We start from the raw sequence: 23,203 nt of genomic DNA on the forward strand, positions 1-23,203 counted from the left end.
GATGACCATAGCAAGTTGGTCCCACCCCTTCCCATCCCGAACAGGACCGTGAAACAACTTTGCGCCGATGATAGTGCTGCAACCAGTGTGAAAGTAGGTTATCGTCAGGCTTGTTATTCGCAGTAGAAGAAAACCCCGTCAGCAATGGCGGGGTTTTTTTTCGTCTGGCGCTTTGTTTGTAATCGTTGATGGCGCTGTCGGATCCACGCCGGCCTATGTAAAATTCCCATGCAACAGGCGAAAAAAAGGCAGCGCTGCGCGCTGCCTTTACTGGCTGATGCTCAGTTTTCCTGCAAAACTTGGCGGAACAACTCGTTCAACGCTTCCATGCCCCCGGATTTTTCTTCCCTTTCCAGGCTGAAATGCTCGAGCCTGGCCAACTCTGCTTCAATGAATGCATTGAGTTTATCGACGCGTGGCGCCAGCTCTTTTTCCAGTGCGACCTTTTTGCGCTCGAGCAGAATATGGATCTCTTCCAGCAAGCCGTCTTCCTTGGGCAGCAGGTGCAGCAGGGCGGCAAATTCGATGGGCGGCGCGCTGCGATAGGTTTCGATCCAGCGCGTAGCCAGCAGAGGGCGCAAGACATAAAAATATTTCTTCAAGGGGACCGTGTCCGCCATCAGATAGCCGCGGTAATTCGTCTTGGCCATGCTGCGGTAATGATAAATCCCCTTTTCCAGTGTGTAGACGGTATCGAGCAAGGCCTGGATGCCCATCCTGAAACCGCCTTTTTCCATGTATTGGATCGGCGACTGTATCCATTCGATGACGGCAGGATTGGAGCGCCAGAAGAGCTGCAGCGCCTTGCGCACATCCCAGCCATTCAAATCGATATCATCGACGATCGGATATTCGATGACGTCGCGCTTGTCTTCCAGGTCGACGCTCAGATACCAGTCTTGCGGGCGCGCGTAGATAAAACGCACATCGAAGTCGCTGTTTGGCGAGGCAAATCCCCAGGCGCGGCTGCCCGATTCAATCGCCATTAAAATCCGTACGCCTTCCTTCTTTTCCACGGCCACCAGGCGGCGCATGATCTCTACTCGTATTTCTTCTGGAATCATCGTTCTCTCTTCTTAGTTGCTTGAGGATACCTTATCCCAGTCGAGGGTAAAGCGGGCCAGGAATTTCTTGAGCCGGTCCGCATCGTTCGGTCTGGATTTCGCTTCGCGCGAGACGGCATACAAGGTACGGCCTGCATCGGACAGGCTGTTCGATTCTCGGCATACCTTGATCACTGCCTGCAGCTGCAGCGCATCGAACAGGTCGAGTTGCGCGGCTGCCGGCTCTCCCATGATTTCTGCCAAATCCACTTCCGGATTATCGTTCTGAGTAGCATGATGCTGCCACATGCGTTTCAGGCGCTTGATCTCTTCGTCGACCACGCCATCCGTGATGCGGCCCGCTTCCGACAAGGTGGCCAGGCGCGTGACGGCGGCGGATAAATCGCGGAAATTACCTTTCCATGCCGAGGCGGGCAAGGTGGCAAAGCGCATGAAGCGCTCGCGCGCCTCCTTGTTGAAGCGCACGCGTTCCCCGGTCTCCACACTGTATTGCGCCAGTAGGTATTCCAGGTTCGGCTCGATGTCTTCCGGCCGCTGCGCCAGGCCCGGCAAGGCATAGGTCCACAGGTTGATGCGCGCATACAGGTCTTCGCGGAAGCGGCCTGCCGCCACCTCCTTGCCCAAGTCGCGGTTGGTGCCGGCGATCAGCTGGAAGTCGCTTTGCACTTCCGTATCGGCGCCGACGGGGAAAAAACGCTTTTCCTCGATCGCCTTCAACAGCATGGCCTGTTCGTCGAGCCCCAGTTCGCCGATTTCATCGAGAAACAGCAAACCCTTGTGCGCACTGCGCAGCAAGCCTGGCCGGTCCGCGCCCGCACCCGTGAACGAACCCTTGATATGGCCGAACAAGGTGGATGCGGCGCCGTCGCCATGCAGGGTGGCGCAATTGAGGTCGACGAATTTGCCGTCGATCTGGTGCCGCGATTTTTTCAGCTCATAGACGCGGCGCGCGAGGAAGGATTTGCCGGCGCCGGTGGGTCCCATCAACAGCATGGGTGCCTTCGATTTGATGGCGACACGCTCGATCTCCTCGATCATGCCATTGAACTTCGCATTGCGCGTGGCGATGCCGGACTTCAGGAAGGCCACGCCTTCGGCCTGTTCGCGCGTAAAACGCTGGGCGATCTGGTCGTAGCGAGACAGATCGAGGTCGATCAGCGCGTAGCTGCCGGGATTGCCGGCGGCCTGGCGCTTGGGTGGCGACGTTTGCAAGAGGCGGCCCGGGAAATAGCGTGCTTCCGTCATCAGGAACATGCAGATCTGTGCCACGTGGCTGCCGGTGGTGATGTGGATCCAGTAGTCCTCCTTGTCCGGATCGAAAGGGTAATTGTTGGCGAAATCGTAGAGTGCACCGTACACGTTCTCGAAGTCCCAGGCGTCGCTGATGGGGAGAGCGTGCGCGTTGAATGCGGTTTCCGGCGAGACGCTGGCGATATCCTGCGATACCTGGCGCACCAGGTTTTCAAATTGCTGCCCCGCGTACAGCAGCTCGAATCGGTCGATGATCTTGTCCTCGTGCTGGGTCAGGGCGATGCTGGGACGCCATTTTTCCCAGCGCGCCGCTCCCTTGCCACCGTCGAGCTGGGTGCCGAGAAAGCCGATGACGACGGTACGTTTTGCTTGCATAGATGAGATAAAAATTTATCTGAAAAGATAATTATATCGGAATATTGAATCTTGACTGTCTTTTCGTTAAACGGCGGAAAGATAATATTTATGAATAAAATCAATGACTTGGAAAATTTTTCGGTAAATTCAGAAAAGCTGGCACAGCACTTGCAATACAGGAGGTAGCAACGAGATAAACATTGAGAAGAAAGCGAAGAAAAATGGCCAACGTCCAGTTATTCCAGCGTACGCAGCAAGCCCTGCCACTGCCAGCGGCACTGGCGCGCAATGCAGAAGGCGCACCGGCGTATGCGCTGACGCCGCAACATCAGTTGGCGCAATATGCGGCCACCGGCTGTCTGAACACCACGTTTTATGCCAGCGCCGAAGCGCAGCTGGCGACGGTGCTCGAGTTGTGCCAGGCCGTCGAGCCGGCCTTCATTGCGCAGACGGCCGTATATTGCCGCGAACGGGGCTACATGAAAGACATGCCAGCCTTGCTGGTGGCCGTGCTGGCGGGCCAGGGCGCGGCAGAATTTCCGCAGGCCTTCCGGCGCGTCATCAATAACGGCAAGATGCTGCGCAACTTCGTGCAGATCATGCGTTCGGGCGCCATCGGCCGCAAGTCGCTGGGATCGCGTCCGAAAAAACTGGTGCAGGCTTGGCTGAACGGCGCGTCGGAGCAAGCCTTGCTGGCCGCTGCCGTGGGCAATGCCCCGTCGCTGGCCGACGTGGTGAAGATGGTGCATCCGAAACCGCAGGAAGCCTGGCGCGCGGCGTTTTTTGCCTGGCTGATCGGCAAGCAATATACCGCCTCGGACTTGCCGCCGGCGCTGGCCGCGTTCGAGGCCTACAAGCTTGATACGGCGCGGGCGATACCGGAAGTGCCGTTCCAGATGTTGACGGCGCTGCCCCTGTCGGCCCACGACTGGGCGCAGATTGCCTGCCAGGGCAGCTGGCAGATGGTGCGCATGAACCTGAACACCTTTGCCCGCCATGGCGTGTACGATATCGGCGGCATGCCGGAACTGATCGCTGCCAAGCTGCGCGATCCCGAGGCGATCTGCCGGGCGCGCGTGTTTCCCTACCAGCTGATGTCGGCGTACATGGCGGCTGGCGAAAACGTGCCGGCCATCGTGCGCGCTGCGCTGGAGCAGGCGCTCGAAGCATCGCTGCGGAACGTGCCGCAGATCGCGGGCAAGGTGGTGGTGTGTCCCGACGTTTCCGGTTCGATGTCTGCGCCCGTCAGCGGTTTTCGCGGCAGCGCCACGTCGAGTGTACGCTGCATCGATGTGGCTGCGCTGGTGGCGGCAGCCATGCTGCGCAAGAATCCGGATGCCGTGGTGTTGCCGTTCGAGCACAGCGTCGTGCAGTGCGGACTCGGCGCGGATGACAGCGTGATGGTGAACGCGGCCAGGCTGGCGGCCATCGGCGGTGGCGGTACCAATTGCAGCGCGCCGCTGCTGCGCATGAACAGCAGGAAGGAGCTGGCTGACCTGGTGATCTATGTGTCCGATAACGAATCGTGGATCGACGCCACGCGCAGCGGCGCCACGGCGACCATGGGACAGTGGAATGTCTTCAAGCAGCGCAATCCGCAGGCAAGACTGGTGTGCATCGATATTTCGCCGCATGCCACCACGCAGGCGATGGAGCGCGAGGATATCTTGAATATCGGCGGCTTTTCCGACGACGTCTTCAAGATCATCGCCGCCTTTGCCGCCGGCCGGCTGGATTCCGCCCACTGGGTGGGAGAAATTGCCGCCGTCGATATGGCAGAAAGTTGTTGAAGCAAAGCGCATGAATGCGGGCAGGACTATATAAGAGACGTCCTGTCCAAGCTTGTCATGCGCCGTAGTGCCCCGAATGCCGACAGGATTACATCGATCAGCCGCGTCAAACCGGCCTGGCAAGCGCAGTGCGTCTGCCGGAAATCCTGTCCCCCCTTGTCGGGTTGTCGTACTGATGAATGCCGGTGGAACTACATCCTGGGCCGATGCGTCGGCAACTGTTTCACCAATCCTTGTCATCACCCCCTATACAATAGAAGAAGAGAATAGCGATGAAAAACGAAGAATACGAAGTTTTGCATACCGAAGGCAGCCGTCCCGTCAAAATGTGGACGCGCGGCGTGCCTGTCGAAGAAGCGGCCAAAAAACAATTGCGCAACACGGCGACCCTGCCTTTCATTTACAAGCATATCGCCGTCATGCCGGACGTCCACCTGGGTAAGGGGTCGACCATCGGCAGCGTGATTCCCACCCTGGGCGCCGTGATTCCGGCGGCGGTGGGCGTGGATATCGGCTGCGGCATGATGGCGGCGAAAACCACGCTGACGGCCAGCGACTTGCCCGATAATCTAGGACCCCTGCGCAGCGCCATCGAGCGCGCGATTCCGCACGGGATGTCGCCGAAGACGCGCGGCCACCGGGGCCGCGACGAAGGCTCCTGGCATACGCCGCCATCGGTGGTCGATGCGGCGTGGCTGCAGCTGAAGGACGAATTCGATGCGATCTGCCTGAAAACGCCAAAGCTGAAGAACACGAATAATTATCGCCACCTGGGTACGCTGGGAGGCGGTAACCACTTCGTCGAAGTGTGCCTCGATGAGCAGGGTTCGGTGTGGTTCATGCTGCATTCCGGTTCGCGTGGCGTGGGTAATGCCATCGGCACCCATTTCATCGAACTGGCCAAGCAGGATATGCGCACCCATTTCATCAACCTGCCCGACCAGGACCTCGCTTACCTGGCCGAAGGAACGCAGCATTACGATGATTACGTGGAAGCGGTGGGCTGGGCCCAGCGTTTCGCCCGCAACAACCGCGAAGTAATGATGCAGAATCTGATCGCTGCCGTGCGCATGGTCATCCACAAACCGTTCCAGACGCATGTGGAGGCCGTCAACTGCCACCATAACTATGTGCAGAAGGAACACCACTTCGGCAAGGATGTATTGATCACGCGCAAGGGCGCCGTATCGGCCCGCGCGGGCGAGCTGGGGATCATTCCGGGCTCCATGGGGGCCAAGAGTTTTATCGTGCGCGGTAAAGGCAATGCGGACAGTTTCCATAGCTGCAGCCACGGCGCGGGACGCACGATGAGCCGCACGGAAGCGAAGCGGCGCTTCAACCTGGACGACCAGATCCGCGCCACGCAAAGCGTGGAGTGCCGCAAGGATGAAAATGTGATCGATGAAATTCCAATGGCCTACAAGGATATCGATGCGGTGATGCTGGCGCAGCGTGAACTGGTCGATGTCGTGCATATCCTGAAGCAAGTCGTTTGCGTCAAAGGTTAAAAGAGAGAAAGCAGAGATGATAGAAATAGATGGAGCGCAAGGCGAAGGCGGCGGGCAGATTTTACGTTCGGCGCTGAGCCTGTCGATGATCACGGGGCAACCGTTCCGGCTGATTAACATTCGCGCGGGGCGGGACAAGCCCGGCTTGCTGCGCCAGCATCTGGTGGCCGTGCAGGCGGCAGCCGCCATTTGCGGGGCGCGCACGACGCCGGTGGCGCTGCGCGCAGCTAGCCTGGAGTTCGTGCCCGGTCCCGTGCGCGGTGGCGATTACCGTTTTGCCATCGGCAGCGCCGGCAGCTGCACCCTGGTCTTGCAAACCTTGCTGCCAGCGCTGCTGCATGCGGATGCCGCGTCTACCGTGCGCATCAGTGGCGGCACGCACAATGCCATGGCGCCGCCCGTGCATTTCCTGCAGCGCGCGTATGGCCGCATCTTGGGGCAGATGGGCGCCGATGTGGAGATCGCGCTGCAACGCTACGGCTTTCACCCCGCGGGCGGCGGCGAAGTCATCGCTACCGTGCAACCGTGCCCGCGCTTGCTGCCCATTGCCTTGTTGCAACGCGGCGAACGGCAGGCCGGTTTTGCGGAAAGCATGGTGGCGGGCGTGCCCGTGAACGTGGCGCAGCGCGAGCTCGAGCGTGTTGCCGGCGGCATGGGCTGGAGCGGCAAGCAGTTGCGCATCGTCGGCTTGCCCGCCGACGAGGGACCGGGCAATGTCCTGTTGCTGACCCTGGAGCATGAACACGTCACGGAAGTGTTTACTTCCTTTGGCGAAAAGTCCTTGCTGGCTGAATCCGTGGCCAAGCGCCTGTTGAACGAGGTACGCGCCTATCTCAAGACGGACGCGGCCGTGGGCGAGCACCTGGCCGACCAGCTCTTGCTGCCGATGGCGCTGGCGGGCGGCGGTGTCTTCAGTTGCAGCAAGGTGTCGCAGCATGCGCTGACGAATGCCGAGGTGATCTCCCGGTTTTTACCCGTGCGTATCACCTTCGAGCAACAGGAGCGGGCCAGCATCTGCACGGTTGCCGCCGCCTGACGCGTGCGGTGACACAGGTCACTGTTGCAGCTGTTCCAAATTGATACATGGCTGGCTGGATGTGGGGCATGTACGCATGGCATGGCATTTGCTCTTCTTGGATATTCACTAAAAAAACCAAGGAGACCAGCATGACCTATTCCATCCGTACCCTGCTCGGCGTGGCCGCCGCCGGCGCCGTTGCCCTCACTTCCCTGCTGACCTTGCCGCATGCCTATGCGCATGGCAACGTCACGCCGCAAGGCGTCGACACCACGGGCTTGCCCAAGGTGGGCGACAAATGGCTCGAACAAAATCCGTATCGGGGCAACAAGCTGGCCTTGACGGTAGGCACGTCGGCCTACAACCAGAATTGCGCGCGCTGCCACGGCATTGAAGCCATTTCAGGCGGCATCGCGCCGGACTTGCGCCAGTTGGACCGCGATTGCTTTGGTATCAAGAATGAGACAAAGAAGCAGGCGTGTTACAAGGAAACGGACAATTACTATTTGACCACCATCCGCCACGGTAAGGTGCGCAACGGCGCCGTGTACATGCCGCCGTTCGAAGGCGTGTTCAACCAGGAAGCCATGTGGGCCATCAAGACCTATCTGGAAACGCGCCGCGAATCTAATTAAGTCGAACTGATCACGAAGGAGTCCCATGCGTTCATTTCAATTCCGGGGCGTGCGCGCGATGATCTCGCTCGCTTGCCTGGCGCTGTGCGCCACCGCGCCGGCGCGCGCCGACTGGCAGAAAGTGCAGCAGTCGGGCAGCCTGAAAGTAGCTGTGTACAACGAGTTCGCGCCGTTTTCCGACAAGGGCGCTGGCATCGATATCGATATTGCCGAAGCGCTGGCGAAAAAGCTGGGGCTGAAACTGAGCTTGCTGCCATTTCCCGCCGGCGAAAACCTGAACGACGATTTGCGCAATATGGTGTGGAAGGGGCATTACCTCGGTTATGGTCCCGCCGACGTGATGCTGCATGTGCCGATCGATAAAAAATTGATGGCGGATAACGACAAGGTCGAGATCTTTGCGCCGTATTACGTGGAAACGGTGCGCCTGGCGCGCAGTGCGCACGCCGTGCCGCAATTCGATGGCGTCGCCTCGCTGGCCGGCAAGCGCATCGGCGTGGAGAAAGTGTCGATTGCCGCCATGCTGATGCTGGGGGAAGACAATGGCAAGTACCGCGACGACGTGCGCATCTTCGACACGGCCGCCGAAGCCTTGCAGCAATTGCAGGCGGGCCAGCTTGATGCCGTGCTGGCCAACCGTTCGGAAATCGAGTCCGTACTGAAAAGCGATCCCGCTTTCCCCGTGAACGAAGTGGCGTTCGCCCGCTTGCCGCGTGCGGGCTGGGCCGTGGGCCTGGCCGTCAGCCGCCAGCAGCTCGACGTGGCCAAACTGCTGCAGGCGGCCATGAACGAGATGGCAGCCAGCGGCGAATTGAAAGCCATCTTTGAGAAATATGGCGTGAAGGAAGCGCGGCCATAGCTGGCCATGCCGATCGGCTAAAAAGCCCGCGCTTCGGAAGAGGCGCGGGCTTTTTCTTTTTAGAAATTATATTGGGCGCTAACACCCAGCAACCAATTACGTCCCGGCGCCGCTTCATAGTAGCGCTTGTTGCTGTCGCCGACGATGACGGAACCCACATAGGTCTTGTCGAACAGGTTATTCAGGCGGGCAAATTCCTTGAAGCGCCAGTGGCCCGCGCTTTGCTTGGCATTGAACCGCGCATTGAACACCGTATAGCCGGGCGCCGGTTTTTCGCTGTTGCTGTCTTCCGCATAGACCTGGTTGCTGGCCACGCTTTCCAGCGCCGCGCCAAAGCGGTCGAATGTATCTTTCCAGGCCAGTTCCGCAAACAGGTTGGCGCTGGGCACGCCCGGCAAACGGCTGCCCTCCCTGACGGTGCCGAAACCCTGGTCATATACGGCGTGCAGGCTGGTCAAGGCCACTTTTGCCGTGAACCCATATGCCAGGTTCGAATCCAGCGACACTTCCATACCCTGGCGCAAGGTTTTGCTGGCGTTGCGGTAGCTGGTGCGTCCGCCGCTCGATTGATCGACCACCAGCTCGTCGCTGGTCTTGATCTGGAACACGGCGGCATTGACATGCGTGTTGTTGTTGATCCTGGCCTTGACGCCCGCTTCCAGGTTGGTGCTGGTGGCTGGCTTCAAGTTGAAATTGAAGCCGCCGGCCGTACCCGAGTAAAACAGTTCGTTCAGGGTGGGCGCCTCGAAGCCGCGCGCGGCGCTGGCGTACACGTTGACGTTGGGCGTCAGTTTATACAGCAGGCCCAGCACCGGCGTCGTATGGCTGAATTCCAGGCTGCCGCTGTCGTCGCCATTGCTGAGGAAGTGGTCGCTGACGGAGACTTTCATCTTGCTGTAGCGCAAACCGGCGCTGAGCAGCCATGGCCCGCTTTGCCATTCCGTCTGGATATACGGATCGAGGCTGGAGACGACATCCTGCTCGTCGCGGCGCAGCTTGCCCTTCACGCCAAACGTGTCACCAATGAAATTTTCATAGCCGGTGCGGTCGTCGCTGGAGCGGCCGTAGTCGATGCCGATGGTCGTGCTCAGCTTGCCGCCGGCCAGCTGGTTCACGTGCAGCCAGTTGGTGTCGATGCCGTAGAACTGGCGCTGGAAATCGACCACGCCGCCCGAATGCTTGGCTGGCGCCTGGAAACCCTTGTTGAAGGCCTGATATTGAATCACGTCGCGGTTGCCGCCATACATCGTCACGTGCAGGCGGTCGTCGCCGAACGCTTGTTCATAGGTGGCGCCGATCTGCTGATGGTCGATGCTCTTGCGCGTATTGTAGCGGTCCGCCAGGGTGCGTTTCGGGTTTTGCGTGTCGCTCGCATCGATTTCGCCGGCGCGCGGGTCGCGGGCAAACGTGGCCCAGGTGGCGCCCAGCGGATCTTGTGTATTTCCCTGATGCAGGCTGTTGGCGACGATGGTCAGCTTGCTGTCCGCATTCGGCTTGACGGTGATCTTGCCGAACGCCTGTTCGCGCGTGGCGGCGCTGTGGTCGCGGAAGCCATCCGTGCGGAAGCGCGAACCGTCGAGCACGTAGCCGATGCCACCGGCCTGGCCTTGCGCCGACAGATCGATCTTGCTGGTGCCGTAGCTGCCGCCCGTCACGTTCAGTTCGACGGACGGCGGATTTTGTCCATCCTTGGAAAACAGCTGGATCACGCCGCCCGAGTGGTTGCCGTAGATGGCAGAAAACGGCCCGCGCAGCACTTCGATGCGCTCGGCCGTATCGAGGTTGAACGTGGCGGCCTGGCCCTGGCCATCGGGCATGCTGGCCGGAATGCCGTCGCTGATCAGCTTGACGCCGCGCACGCCGAAAGCCGAGCGGGCGCCGAAGCCCCGTGACGAGATCTGCAAGTCTTGCGCATAGTTCTGGCGGTTCTGTACGACCAGGCCCGGCACGGCGGCCAGCGCTTCCGACGCGTTGACGCGAATTTGCCCATCCTGGATGCGGGCGCTGTCGACCACGTCGATCGATGCCGGCACTTCCTGGCTGGGGTGGGCGATGCGGCTGCCGCTGACGACCACCGTATCCATCAGTTGCCCATTGGCGGGGTCTGCTGCCTCGGCGGCAAAGACGTGGGGGGCCAGGGTGGCGCTGCCGGCGACAAACAGGCTGGCGATGGTGTTCAGGCGGAAACGATGCTGCATGCGGATTCTCCAATGTGAATAAAAGCCTGCTTGAGCGCGTGTGCGGCGCAGGTCTGCATAGTCTTATCAAGCAATATGCCTGCCATGTCTCCATTGGTGGGCGGAAATTATACGCTTGTCAGTGGCACGGCGTTTGCATGCAGCCATCGTCACTTGCGCCGCTCCCACGCGCTTTTCCTGTGTTTTGCCATTGAAAAGGTGATTATGCCCAACTTTCTCTTCCGCTTGCGCCAGGTTTGCTGGCTGCTGCCTGCGCTCGCCAGCACTGCCATCCAGGCCGCTCCGTTTGCCTATGTGCCCAACGAAAAATCGGGCACTTTGAGCGTGATCGACACGGCGACCGACCAGGTGGTGCGCCAGATTGTGGCCGGCAAGCGTCCGCGCGGCATTGCCGCCGACCCCAGCGGACGGCAATTGTTTGTCACGGATGCGGCCAGCAGCGCCTTGCTGCTGATCGACAGCGGTGTGGGTGCGCCCCTGCGCACGGTGGCGCTGGGCAAGTCGCCGGAGGGCGTCAGCGCTTCCCGCGAGGGTAAATACGTGGCCGTGGCCGTCGAGGAAAACAATAGCGTGGCCTTGCTCGATGGCCAGACGGGCATCTTGCTCGCAGATATCAAGGTGCAAGGGCGCAACCCGGAACATGCCGTGTTCAGCCCCGATGGACATTGGCTGCTGGTCAGCGCGGAAGAGGCCGAGCAAGTCGATGTCATTGATGTAGCACAACGCCGCCAGGTGGCGTCCATCGCCGTGGGCTTGCGCCCGCGCGGCATCGGCTTCAGCCCCGATTCGGGCCGCGCCTACGTGGCGTGTGAACTGGTCAATGCCGTCTACGTGCTCGACATGGCCACGCGCAAGGCCATTGCCACTATTCCCGCGGGCAAGAATGCGAATGGTATTGCCGTCCATCCCGGCGGCAAGCAAGTGTATGTCTCGAATGGCATCGATGGCACGGTCATGGTGATCGACACGGCCAGCAACAAGGTGACGGCGACGATTCCCGTCGGCAAGCGCCCGTGGAATATGGCCATCACGCCCGATGGCGCCAAGCTGTACGTGGCCAATGGCCGCTCGAACAGCGTTTCCGTCATCGACACGGCCGGCGCGCGCAAGGTAGCCGACATTGCCGTGGGTGAATTGCCATGGGGCGTGGTGATTCGCTAGCCCGCATGGAACAGGTGTTCCAGTCTGGCACACCTGTTCCATTGTGCAGCGGCTGCGGGGCTCCGCAAGGCAAGGAGGGCGCTGGCCCGGATTGGAACAGGCTGCGCCACTCTTGTTCAAAATGCAAACAGCGCCACGCCCGCCGTCCAGGCCCCGCGCATGCGAGGAAAAGCGGGCCGGTATGGATGCCACGCCCTTGTAACGCGGGTAAAACCCGCTAAGTTTGTAATGGGATGGCGAGCTGGCACGGCATTTGCGGAAGACTCCGTGTACTCACCCCATCTGTACCAGGACGTTTGATTTTAATTAAGTATTTCCATTCTAATTAACCCGATAGAGGACGACATGAATCTCGCAGACATCAGCAAGCTGGGCGTAGCCAATCCCTTCAAACAACGCTATGACAATTACATTGGCGGCAAATTCGTTGCACCAGTAAAAGGTGAATACTTTCCCAACATCACGCCCATCACGGGCTTGCCGTTTTGCGAAATCGCCCGTTCCACGACGGAAGACGTCGAGCTGGCGCTGGACGCCGCGCATGCCGCCAAGGAGGCATGGGGCAAGACTTCGCCGGCCGAGCGCGCCAATATCCTGAACCGCATCGCCGACCGCATCGAACAGAACCTGAGCCTGATCGCCACGGCGGAAACCATCGATAATGGCAAGCCGATCCGCGAAACGATGAATGCCGACATTCCGCTGGCCATCGACCATTTCCGTTACTTCGCCGGCTGCATCCGCGCGCAGGAAGGTTCCGTCGCGCAAATCGATGCGGAAACCTATGCCTATCACTACCATGAGCCGCTGGGCGTCGTGGGCCAGATCATCCCGTGGAATTTCCCCATCCTGATGGCCGTGTGGAAACTGGCGCCGGCCCTGGCGGCAGGCAATTGCGTGGTGCTCAAGCCTGCCGAGCAGACACCTGCATCCATCATGGTCTTGGTCGAGCTGATCGGCGACTTGCTGCCGCCGGGCGTGTTGAACATCATCAACGGTTTCGGCCTGGAAGCGGGCAAGCCGCTGGCCTCGAGCAAGCGCATCGCCAAGATCGCTTTTACGGGCGAAACGGGCACGGGCCGCTTGATCATGGGCTACGCGGCGCAAAACCTGATTCCCGTCACCCTGGAGCTGGGCGGCAAGTCGCCGAACATCTTCTTTGAAGACGTGATGGATGCGGACGATGAGTATTTCGACAAGTGCCTGGAAGGTTTTGCGATGTTTGCGCTGAATCAAGGTGAGGTATGCACCTGCCCATCGCGCGTGCTGATCCAGGAATCGATCTACGAGAAATTCATCGAACGGGCCTTGAAGCGCGTGGCCGCCATCAAGCAGGGCAACCCGCTCGATTCGTCCACCATGATCGGCGCGCAGGCGTCGCAGGAGCAGCTGGAAAAAATCCTGTCCTACCTCGACATCGGCCGCCAGGAAGGCGCCGAAGTGCTGGCCGGCGGCGAGCGCAATACGCAGGCGGGCGACCTGGAGGGTGGCTACTACGTGCGTCCGACCGTGTTCAAGGGCAATAACAAGATGCGCATCTTCCAGGAAGAGATCTTCGGGCCCGTCGTGTCCGTGACCACCTTCAAGGATGAGGCCGACGCGCTGGCGATTGCCAACGATACCTTGTACGGCCTGGGCGCCGGCCTGTGGACGCGCGACGGTTCGCGCGCCTTCCGCATGGGACGCGCCATCCAGGCGGGCCGCGTGTGGACCAATTGCTACCACCTGTATCCGGCCCACGCCGCGTTCGGCGGCTACAAGCAATCGGGTATCGGCCGCGAAAACCACAAGATGATGCTCGACCACTACCAGCAAACGAAGAACTTGCTGGTGAGCTATAGCCCGAAAGCGCTGGGCTTCTTCTAAACCGGCAACACGCGCCGCGCTTGCAGTCCGGGCGCGGCGCGCAGAAAGGGATGCCATGAGTACAGCAATTGCCCGGGTGGTCGCCACCGATGCGGCGCTGGAAATGATGGACAAGTTGCGCCAGCGTCACGGCCCGCTGATGTTTTTCCAGTCGGGCGGCTGCTGCGACGGCAGTGCGCCCATGTGCTACGCACTGGGCGAGTTCGATGTCAGCGATACCGACATTTATCTCGGCAATTTGAATGGCACACCGTTCTACATGGGACTCGAGCAATTTGAATACTGGGAGCATACCCAGTTGATTATCGATGTGGTCGATGGCAATGGCGGCATGTTTTCACTCGACAACGGCACGGGCAAGCGCTTTTTGACGCGCTCGCGCCTGTTCACCGATGAAGAGTGCGCCTTGCTGCATGCCCAGCCGCATGAGCACCGCAAGACTTGATACACACACATACTAATAAAACAGAGGGAGATGATTGTGCAGAAAAAAATCATGGGGATACTCGTCAGCCTGAGTCTGGTAGCACCGGCATCGCTCGTTCACGCAGCGGATGCGGGCAATGTCACCACCGCCATGCTCGACAGCACGGCGAAGAATCCGGCCAGCGTCCTGTCGTTCGGCATGGGCACGCAGGGCCAGCGCTATTCGCCGTTGACTCAGATCAATGACAAGACCGTGGCCAAGCTGGTGCCGGCCTGGTCGTTCTCGTTTGGCGGTGAAAAACAGCGGGGCCAGGAATCGCAGCCGCTGATTCACAACGGCAAGATGTTCGTCACGGCATCGTATTCGCGCATCTTTGCCGTCGACTTGAAAACGGGCGCCAAGCTGTGGAAGTATGAGCATCGCTTGCCGGACGGCATCATGCCGTGCTGCGACGTGGTCAACCGCGGTGCCGCCCTGTACGGCAACCTGGTGATATTCGGCACCCTGGACGCGTATCTCGTGGCGCTGGACCAGAATACGGGCAAGATCGTCTGGAAAGAGAAAGTCGACGATTACGCGGCTGGCTACTCGATGACGGCCGCGCCGCTGATTGCCGAAGGCTTGCTGCTGACGGGCGTGTCGGGCGGGGAATTCGGCATCGTGGGCCGGGTCGAAGCGCGCAATCCCATGACGGGCGACCTGGTGTGGAGCCGTCCCACGGTCGAGGGCCATATGGGCCACCGCTACGACAAGGATGGCAAGGCCATCGATAACGGCGTGTCCGGCACCGTCAACAAAACCTGGCCGGGCGACCTGTGGAAAACGGGCGGTGCCTCGACGTGGATGGGCGGTACCTACGATCCGCAAACCAGGCTCGCCTACTTCGGCACGGGCAACCCGGCGCCGTGGAACAGCCATTTGCGTCCCGGCGACAACCTGTACTCGTCATCCACCGTGGCGCTCGACGTGAAAACGGGGCAGATCAAGTGGGCGTATCAGAATACGCCGAACGATGCCTGGGATTTCGATGGCGCCAACGAGTTCGTCACCTTCGATATGGATGGCAAGCGCTACGGCGGCAAGGCCGACCGCAACGGTTTCTTCTACGTGATCGATGCCAGCACGGGCAAGTTGCAGAACGCCTTTCCGTTTGTGAAGAAAATCACCTGGGCCAGCAGCATCGACCTGAAGACGGGACGGCCGAACTACATCGCCGCAGGCCGCCCTGGCGACCCGACCAAGGGAGAGGAAGGCAAGAAGGGCACGACCGTGTTTGCCGCACCCGCTTTCCTGGGGGCCAAAAACCAGATGCCGATGGCGTACTCGCCGCAAACCAAGCTGTTTTACGTTCCCGCAAACGAATGGGGCATGGATATCTGGAACGAGCCGATCAGCTACAAGAAGGGCGGTGCCTTCCTCGGCGCGGGCTTCACCATCAAGCCCCTGTTTGACGACTACATCGGCGCCATGCGCGCCGTCGATCCGAAGACGGGCAAGATCGTCTGGGAAATCAAGAACAATGCGCCGCTGTGGGGCGGCGTGATGAGTACGGCCGGCAACCTGGTGTTCTATGGCACGCCGGAAGGCTTCCTGAAAGCCGTCGACGCAAAGACGGGCAAGGAGCTGTGGAAATTCCAGACGGGCTCCGGCGTCGTGGCGCCGCCCGTCACCTGGCAGGATGGCGACACGCAGTATGTGGCCGTCGTTTCCGGCTGGGGTGGCGCCGTGCCGCTGTGGGGCGGCGAGGTGGCGAAGAAGGTCAACTTCCTGGAACAGGGCGGTTCCGTGTGGGTCTTCAAGCTGGCATCGAAGTAACGGGGTGAAGCATCCGGGCCACTCGGATGGGTGTCTCCCTGTCCGCCGGATGTTTTCTTTTTGCTGACGGCGCAGGCCGTCAGTTTTTTGTTTACCTGTCCGCCCGCTATGCCTGCTGGCGGTCAAAAAATGAACACTGGCAGTGGCGGTTGATCCGCTGCTGCACAAGTGAAATACGCTTTTTCTCTTTCTCCCTCTGAGCCGCGCTGGGCACGCTTATTGCCAAAGCTTGAGGTACATCAATCACTGATGTGCACACTAAAAACAGAGAAGAAGAGGAGAAGAAATGAACACATGGATCAAGCTGGGGAGCCTCGGTGTCATGACAATCGCAGCGGTGGGACAGGCGCAAGCCGTCGATATCAAGGCTGGCGACTGGACCGTGTCGGTGGGTGGCATCGTCAACGCCTATTACACGCAAGTATCGTGTTCGGGCGACGCCGTGGGCGGGCTGGCGCTGGGCGGCCAGGCGCTCGGTTGCGGCGGCGAGAAGGACCGCACCACGATCGGCAATGGCCTGTTGCCGAATGGCTTGATCACTTCCGCTTCGTCGCGCTTGGGCGAGTACGACGTGAAAGCCTTGATCGGCATCTACAACTCGACGGCCACGGACAGCGCCATCAGCCAGAACAGCGTGGTCGATGTGCGCCAGGCATTCTTTACGTTTGGCAATGAACAGATGGGCACTTTCAAGTTGGGCCGCGACTACGGCATCTTCGGCGCGAATGCGATCCTGGCCGACATGACCTTGCTGGGCTCGGGCGCACCCGTGCAGGCGACGCAGCGGGGCCGGGTGACCCTGGGCCATATCGGCGCCGGCTATACCTATCTGGGCAACTATGGCCAGATCATGTACAGCTCGCCGAAGTCGGGCGGCTTTGGCGCCGACGTGGCGCTGGTCAGCCCCGTGTCCGACACGCCCATCGTGGCAGGCTCGACCTATTCTTCGAAGTCGAGCCCGCAAGTGCAGGCGCAGCTGACGTATGCGCAGGAAGGCTTGAAAGCCTGGCTGGGCGTGAAGTCGCAGAAATTCACGTCGAAAACGCCAGGTGTCGATGACTTGACCATGCGCGGGGTGGAAGTGGGCGGTTCATACCAGATGGGCCCGGCTGGCGTGCTGGTCAACTTCCAGGGCGGCAAGGGGCTGGGCATCTTGTCCGATGCAGACCAGGGCGATACCAAGTCAAAGAACTGGCTGCTGCAAGGCACGTATAAAACGACGGATAAGCTGAAGCTGGGCTTGTCCTACGGCATCAGCAAGAACGACGACAACACGGCCGGCACGGGCGGCTTGAAATCGAACGCCAACCTGACCCTGGGCGCGTATTACTCGCTCAACAGTGCGATCACCCTGGTGGGCGAACTGGGCCAGACGCGCTCGAAAGGCTTTGCCGGTGGCGAAGCGAAGATGAATGGCGTGTCCCTGGGCGGCATTATTTTCTTTTAACTCATCAACGCGGCGCCTTGCGACAGGGCGCCGCATGGAGCGCACTGCATGCGGATAATGCGGTTGTTTATCGGTTGCTGGCTATTCCTGTTTATTCTGGGACAGGCGTGGGCGGGCGTGCTCACGAAGGCCGAGCTGGCACGGCGCTTTCCTGCACCCATCGTCGTGGGCAGCAAGGAAACCGACTTGCCCGTCTGGCCCCTGTTCAAGCAAAACGCCACGGCTACGGAACTGGTCGGCTACGTTTTTGAATCCGTGGATTTGGCGCCCATTCCCGGCTTTTCCGGCGTGCCCGTCAATCTTCTGATCGCCATCGATCCGCAAGGCAGCTTCCTGGACGTGGCGGTGCTGTCGCAGCACGAGCCCGTATTTCTCGACGGCTTGGGTGAGGCGCCGCTGTTTCAGTTCGTCAAACAGTACCAGGGCTTGTCGCTGAAACAGAATATCGCCATCGGTGCCCGGACGAAACGGGCAGCCGATGCCACCCATGCCGATATCGACGGCGTGTCGAAGGCCACGGCCTCCGTGCGCATCATCAATCAGAGCGTGCTGGCGTCGGCCTTGAAAGTGTCGCGCAAAAAACTGGGCTTTGTGCAGGGCCGCGACCCGGACCAGATCGCCCGCATCCGCATGGATGTGTTTGAAAAGCGGGATGTCGCGCACATGTTGAAGCAGGGCTTGATCCAGCATGTACGCCTGAGCAACAAGGAGGTGGAAGCCCTGTTTGCGGGCAGTCCCGGCGCGGGACTCGATGCGCAAGCCATGCGCGAGCCCGACGGCGTATTCATCGATCTGTACCTGGCCTATGTCTCCGTCCCCACGGTGGGACGCAATCTGTTGACGGAACGCAGCTGGAACAAATTGCGCAACCGCCTGGACGAGGGCGACCACGCCATCCTTGTCATGTCGCGCGGGCGCTATAGCGTGCTGGGCGACGACTTCGTGCGCGGCACGGTGCCCGACCGCCTGTTGCTGAAGCAGGATGGCTTGCCCATCGACATGCGCGACCTGGACCTGGAATTGCAGTTGGCGGATACGACGTTGTTGCCGACGGAAAACGTCACCGTGCTGCGCATCATCAGCCAGGCCGGGCTCGATGCGGTCAGCCCGCTGGCGTTCACGCTGCCCATCACGCGCAGCAAGGGCATCGTGTATCCGGAACGCATCGCGCGCAACGTGGATGTCAGCTACCGCCTGCCGGCCGGCTTGTATGCGGCGCCGCAAGGTGACGATGCCACGTGGCGCGGCACGTGGAAGAGCCGCCGGGCCGAGTTATGGTTCTTGCTGGCCGGGCTGGCGCTGCTGGCCGGCGCATTGGCCTGGCAGAAACGCCTAGTGCGAAATGGCCGGCAATTTTTGTGGTTCCGCCGTTTGTTCCTGTTATTTAGCATCGGCTTTATCGGTTACTACGCGCAGGGACAATTGTCGATCGTCAATATCACGGGCGTCATCCAGGCCTTGCTGGCGGGCCGCAGCCTGGGCTTTTTCCTGTTCGACCCGATGACGGTGATCCTGTGGGCGTTCGTGCTACTGACCCTGCTGGTCTGGGGGCGCGGCACGTTTTGCGGCTGGCTGTGTCCGTTTGGTGCCCTGCAGGAATTCACGGGCAAGCTGGGCCAGTGGCTGCGCTTGCCGCAGTGGAAGATCAAGCCGCGCCTCGATGGGCGTTTGAAATGGATCAAGTATGGCTTGCTGGCGGCCATTCTTGGCAGCAGCCTGTTTTCCAGTCAGATCACGGACAGGCTGGTGGAGCTGGAACCGTTCAAGACGGCGATTACCCTGAATTTCGTGCGCGCCTGGCCGTTTGTCGCGTATGCCGTGGGCTTGCTGCTGCTCAGTAGTGTTTCCTACAAATTCTTTTGCCGCTACCTGTGTCCGTTTGGCGCGGCGCTGGCGCTGCTGGGGCGCTTTCGTCTGTTCAACTGGATTCCCCGCCGCCAGGAATGCGGCAAGCCTTGCCAGACTTGCCGCCACCGTTGCGAGTATCACGCCATCGCGCCCGGCGGGAGAGTCGATTACGGTGAGTGTTTCCAGTGCATGGATTGCGTGGTGATCTATGCCAGCGATGAAAAATGCGCGCCCTTGATGCTGGAAATCAAGCGTGCCCGCACCATTCCCATCGTCCGGGCCATGGCAGAGGAGAGCAGCAATGCAGCGTAGAACGTTTATTTCGGCGGCCATCGGCAGCGTAGCCGGCATCGCGGGCTGGTCTTTGCCTGGTAGTATGGCGCGCGGCACGGCCACGGCGTCCGGCGTGCGCCTTTATCAAGGCGCCGCGCTGGCGTTTGGCACGACCATCGCCGTCACCGTGCTGCACCACGACCAGCGCCAGGCTGAACTGGCCATCGAAGACGCCTTGCATGCGGCCAGGAATATCGACCGGCTGATGAGTATTTACAGTCCGGCCAGCCAAGTCTTTCAGCTGAACCGCGATGGACGCCTGGCCCGGCCGGACGCCCATCTGCTGGCCGTGCTGGCGCAGGCGCAAGCGTTGTCGCAATGGAGCGATGGGGCGTTTGATATCACCGTGCAACCTTTGTGGCAGCTGTTCCGTGCGGCGGCTGACCAGGCCAGCTTACCGACGGACACCTTGCGCCGCGCGGCGCAAGCGCGGGTAGGCTGGCGGCAACTGGCGTGGGATAGCAGGGAAGTGCGTTTTCTGCAGCCGGGCATGGCGCTGACCTTGAATGGCCTGGCGCAAGGTTACGCAGCCGACATGGCGCTGGCAGCCGTGCAGGCACGGGGCGTACGGCACGCGCTGCTCGATACGGGCGAATTCGTTGCACGGGGACAGCGTTCCGTGCGCCGTCCCTGGACCTTGGGCATCCAGGACCCGCGCGACGCAGAAATCCTGGCGGCCACCTTGAAAGTGGAAGGGCGCAGCGTGGCCACCTCGGGCGATTATGAATGCACATTCACGCCCGACTTCGTGCATCACCACATCTTCGACCCCGCGAAGGGCGATTCGCCGGGCGAACTGGCCAGCGTGACGGTGCTGGCACCCACGGGCTTGCTGGCAGACGGCTTGTCGACGACGTTCATGGTAACGGGAGCGGCGCGCGCACATGCGATGGCTGCGCGGATGGACGGGGTCGACCTGATGACCATCGACAAGCGGGGCCGGCGCAAGATGTCGCCCGGCTTTCCCCGTTTAGTCTAGGCTATTTCAGGTGCGGCACCTTGCGGTAGATCGTGTTGCGCGAGACACCCAGGGCCCGCGCCGTGGCTGAGACGTTGCCGCCGTGAGCATCGAGCGACTTGAGGATCACGCTGTGTTCCATCTCTTCCAGGTTGGCGCCGGCCGCGATCATGCGGTCCGTGCTGGCGCTGGCGGCATGGGCCTGTGTCATCTCAATATCGTCGAGGAAATCATCTGGCATGTGGCGCAAACAGATTTCATGTTCGTCGCCCGCCATGACGATGGCCGTGCGCAACAGATTGGTCAGCTGGCGGAAGTTGCCTGGCCATTTATGCTGGTGGAACATGCGCAGGATGTCGGGCGCCACCGCATAGCGCGTGTCGGGCGCTTCCGTGGCGAGGATTTTCTTCACGACCGTGTCCAGGTCCGTGCGTTCGCGCAGCGGCGGCAGTTTGACGACCAGCCCATTCAGGCGGTAATACAGGTCTTCGCGGAACAGGCCCTTGGCCATGCGTTCGCGCAAGTTGTGATTCGTGGCGCAAATGAGTTCTACATTGACGGTGATCGATTTGCTGCTGCCCAGGGGCGTGACCATGCGTTCCTGCAGCACGCGCAACAGGCGCGCCTGCAAGCCAAAGGGCATGTCGCCGATTTCATCGAGGAACAGGGTACCGCCATTGGCTTGCAGAATCTTGCCTATCGCCCCTTTCTTGCGCGCCCCAGTAAACGCCCCGTCTTCATAGCCGAACAGCTCCGACTCGATCAGGGTTTCCGGGATCGACGCGCAGTTGACTGCGATAAACGGTCCCATGGCCCGTGGCGAGTCGTTGTGGATGGCTTGCGCCAGCAATTCCTTGCCCGTACCTGTTTCGCCCATGACGAGGATGGGGATGTCGCGCCCCAATACCTTGTTGACCTTTTCAATGACCAGTTCCAGCTGTGGATCGCCCGTGCGCAGGTAGCGCAGGCCTGACAGGCGCCGCGCCGCGTTGGCTGCATGGCTGGCTGGCGCTGGAACCTGGGCCGGCACGGCGTTGATATCGCTATGGTTCGTGCTGGCGGTAAAACCATGCTGGAAGACACTATTGGCCAGGCGCAACTGCGCACGGCCATACACGCGCACGCCGCTGTGCATGCACAGGTTCAGCAAACCGGGCGCGGCCGTGCGGTAATGGTCGTACAGGGCGGACACGGGCAAGCCGAACAGGGAGCTGAAGGTATGTGATTGCAGCGCGGCAAATGACAGGCCCAGCTGGAACAAGCCGTTTTTATTGGCGGACAAAAACCGCCCGCCCGGCGTGAACGAGGCGATGCCTTCCATCAAGGTGCCGATGAATTCGGGGCGCGCATGGAAGTGCACGGTGATGGCATCTTCGAAGGTGGCGGAAAACAGCTGATTTTCGATCATCAGCGCCGACATGCGAACGAGGGCCATCGTATGCTTGTGAAAACTGCGCTGGTCGCTCGAGACGTCCAGCACGCCGATGACATTGCCACGGTGGTCGGTGATCGGTGCCGCGGAGCAAGTCAGGAAATGATTGGCGGCCAGGTAATGCTGGTCCGCATGAACCAGGGTCGGTACTTTTTCCGTGATGGCCGTGCCGATGGCATTCGTGCCGCGGCTTTGTTCCGACCACGCGACGCCTGGCTGCAAGGCCACCCGATTGGCTTTCTCCAGGAAATCATCGTCGCCCAGCGAATGCACGATCACGCCGTTGGCATCCGTGAGGATCACCATATTGTGGGTGTTGACGATTTGCTGGTACAGGGTTTCCATGGCCGGCAGCGCATGCGTGTGCAGCATGCGGTTTTGCTCGATCAGCAAGGACAGATCGGATTTGCCGGCGGGCGTAAAGTCGGGCGTGGCGGTGGGCGACAGGCCAAAGGCGACGGAACGCTGATGGGAAGTTTCAATGATGACGGGGACGTTGTCTTGTCCTGCCGGTGTGGTGTTTGCATCTGCAATAGACGAAAACGGTGCGCTACGGTAAGTAGCTGACGGTTGATACATGATCTCGTTGCCTCCGTTGGGCCCTGTACTGCGGCGCTCTTTTGAATATCGAGAGTGTTCCATAATGTAGCACCTGTCACAGATGGGAGCAAAGCAAAGCGAGCCGGACTGTCCCCGGTGTTGCTGCCAGGCCCAGAGCTGCTCCCATCAATGGACAGTGCATAGGCAGGCATAAGCAAGTGCGGTGCCAGGGCTGTTTCAGGAAGCGCGGAAAAATAGCGCTTGCGGGGTGTGCGGGGCACGGCTATAATTCGCCCCCTCGCTGAACGATGCATGCAAATGCCGAGTAAAGCAGGGTGAAAAAAGAAGGTTGACGAAACGATCTAAACGCTTCATACTCTTCCTTCTTCGCAGTTGACAAACACAACGCTTTGTCGATGGCGCGAAAGCAGTAACCGAATACAGTTCTTTAACAATTAACAGTCGATAAGTGTGGGCATTTGATGTAAGTGCAGCGTCGATCTTCGGATTGACGTAATACTTAAAATATCAAATGTTCACAAGAAATAATGAAATAGGATACTTCTTCGGAAGTAGCCTGTCAGTTTTTTGAGTGAGCAAATCTTTTGCAATGCAAAAGATTTGGATGGTAGCGATACTGTCCGACCTGTCAGAAATGACATTAAACAGAGATTAAACTGAAGAGTTTGATCCTGG

Annotated in this window: 16 protein-coding genes and 1 rRNA gene; 13 read left to right on the forward strand and 4 right to left on the reverse strand. The window is 60.2% G+C overall.

Features of this window, described 5'->3' with window-relative positions:
- Positions 1–110: ribosomal RNA gene (rrf, locus tag GCN75_RS27850) — 5S ribosomal RNA — on the forward strand; the annotation flags it as partial.
- A gap of 171 nt (positions 111–281) precedes the next feature.
- Here rrf and GCN75_RS27855 read toward each other — a convergent pair.
- Together GCN75_RS27855 and rtcR are read right to left on the reverse strand one after the other, a co-directional pair.
- A complete protein-coding gene (locus GCN75_RS27855; protein ID WP_152285240.1) occupies positions 282–1,064 on the reverse strand; it encodes a nucleotidyltransferase domain-containing protein in 783 nt (260 codons plus the stop codon).
- 12 nt (positions 1,065–1,076) lie between these two features.
- Positions 1,077–2,690: an RNA repair transcriptional activator RtcR gene (gene rtcR, locus GCN75_RS27860; protein WP_152285241.1), complete on the reverse strand. Its 1,614-nt coding sequence runs from the start codon at positions 2,688–2,690 to the stop codon at positions 1,077–1,079.
- A gap of 203 nt (positions 2,691–2,893) precedes the next feature.
- On the opposite strand from rtcR, the gene GCN75_RS27865 reads away from it, so the two are divergent.
- From GCN75_RS27865 to GCN75_RS27885, 5 genes are all read left to right on the forward strand, one after another.
- A complete protein-coding gene (locus GCN75_RS27865; protein ID WP_152285242.1) occupies positions 2,894–4,462 on the forward strand; it encodes a TROVE domain-containing protein in 1,569 nt (522 codons plus the stop codon).
- 272 nt (positions 4,463–4,734) lie between these two features.
- Positions 4,735–5,970 (forward strand): RtcB family protein, encoded by a 1,236-nt coding sequence (locus tag GCN75_RS27870; protein ID WP_152285243.1) that lies wholly within the window; start codon positions 4,735–4,737, stop codon positions 5,968–5,970.
- Between the two features lie 16 nt (positions 5,971–5,986).
- The gene (gene rtcA, locus GCN75_RS27875) at positions 5,987–7,006 is read left to right on the forward strand and encodes an RNA 3'-terminal phosphate cyclase (RefSeq protein ID WP_152285244.1); all 1,020 of its coding nucleotides are present in this window, start codon (positions 5,987–5,989) and stop codon (positions 7,004–7,006) included.
- Between the two features lie 131 nt (positions 7,007–7,137).
- A complete protein-coding gene (gene pedF / locus GCN75_RS27880; protein ID WP_035824926.1) occupies positions 7,138–7,623 on the forward strand; it encodes a cytochrome c-550 PedF in 486 nt (161 codons plus the stop codon).
- A gap of 25 nt (positions 7,624–7,648) precedes the next feature.
- On the forward strand, positions 7,649–8,482 hold the full coding sequence (locus GCN75_RS27885) for a substrate-binding periplasmic protein (RefSeq protein WP_226941614.1): 834 nt from the start codon (positions 7,649–7,651) through the stop codon (positions 8,480–8,482).
- Positions 8,483–8,541: 59 nt separating this feature from the next.
- Here the strand turns inward: GCN75_RS27885 and GCN75_RS27890 are convergent, their stop codons facing one another.
- A complete protein-coding gene (locus tag GCN75_RS27890) occupies positions 8,542–10,680 on the reverse strand; it encodes a TonB-dependent receptor family protein (protein WP_152285245.1) in 2,139 nt (712 codons plus the stop codon).
- Between the two features lie 204 nt (positions 10,681–10,884).
- Here GCN75_RS27890 and GCN75_RS27895 point away from each other — a divergent pair, with 204 nt between their 5' ends.
- The 7 genes from GCN75_RS27895 (at position 10,885) to GCN75_RS27925 (ending at position 20,556) form a co-directional block, all read left to right on the forward strand.
- Positions 10,885–11,841, forward strand: a complete 957-nt coding sequence (locus tag GCN75_RS27895; RefSeq protein WP_152285246.1) for a beta-propeller fold lactonase family protein — start codon at positions 10,885–10,887, stop codon at positions 11,839–11,841.
- Positions 11,842–12,186: 345 nt separating this feature from the next.
- Positions 12,187–13,707 (forward strand): aldehyde dehydrogenase, encoded by a 1,521-nt coding sequence (adh, locus tag GCN75_RS27900; RefSeq protein WP_152285247.1) that lies wholly within the window; start codon positions 12,187–12,189, stop codon positions 13,705–13,707.
- 55 nt (positions 13,708–13,762) lie between these two features.
- The gene (locus tag GCN75_RS27905) at positions 13,763–14,152 is read left to right on the forward strand and encodes a DUF779 domain-containing protein (RefSeq protein WP_152259410.1); all 390 of its coding nucleotides are present in this window, start codon (positions 13,763–13,765) and stop codon (positions 14,150–14,152) included.
- Between the two features lie 51 nt (positions 14,153–14,203).
- On the forward strand, positions 14,204–15,949 hold the full coding sequence (locus tag GCN75_RS27910; protein WP_152285248.1) for a PQQ-dependent methanol/ethanol family dehydrogenase: 1,746 nt from the start codon (positions 14,204–14,206) through the stop codon (positions 15,947–15,949).
- A 286-nt stretch (positions 15,950–16,235) separates the two neighbouring features.
- Positions 16,236–17,396 carry a porin gene (locus GCN75_RS27915; RefSeq protein ID WP_152285249.1) on the forward strand — a complete coding sequence of 387 codons (1,161 nt, stop codon included), beginning with the start codon at positions 16,236–16,238 and terminating at the stop codon, positions 17,394–17,396.
- 57 nt (positions 17,397–17,453) lie between these two features.
- Positions 17,454–19,556, forward strand: coding sequence for a 4Fe-4S binding protein (locus GCN75_RS27920; protein WP_226941615.1), 2,103 nt, complete (start codon positions 17,454–17,456; stop codon positions 19,554–19,556).
- Positions 19,546–20,556 carry an FAD:protein FMN transferase gene (locus tag GCN75_RS27925; protein WP_152285251.1) on the forward strand — a complete coding sequence of 337 codons (1,011 nt, stop codon included), beginning with the start codon at positions 19,546–19,548 and terminating at the stop codon, positions 20,554–20,556. Before GCN75_RS27920 ends, GCN75_RS27925 begins: the two co-directional genes overlap by 11 nt.
- Position 20,557: 1 nt before the next feature.
- Here the strand turns inward: GCN75_RS27925 and GCN75_RS27930 are convergent, their stop codons facing one another.
- Positions 20,558–22,546, reverse strand: a complete 1,989-nt coding sequence (locus GCN75_RS27930) for a sigma-54-dependent Fis family transcriptional regulator (protein WP_226941616.1) — start codon at positions 22,544–22,546, stop codon at positions 20,558–20,560.
- Positions 22,547–23,203 lie beyond the last annotated feature (657 nt).

This window comes from Janthinobacterium violaceinigrum (assembly GCF_009208555.1).
Taxonomy (GTDB): Bacteria; Pseudomonadota; Gammaproteobacteria; order Burkholderiales; family Burkholderiaceae_D; genus Janthinobacterium; species Janthinobacterium violaceinigrum.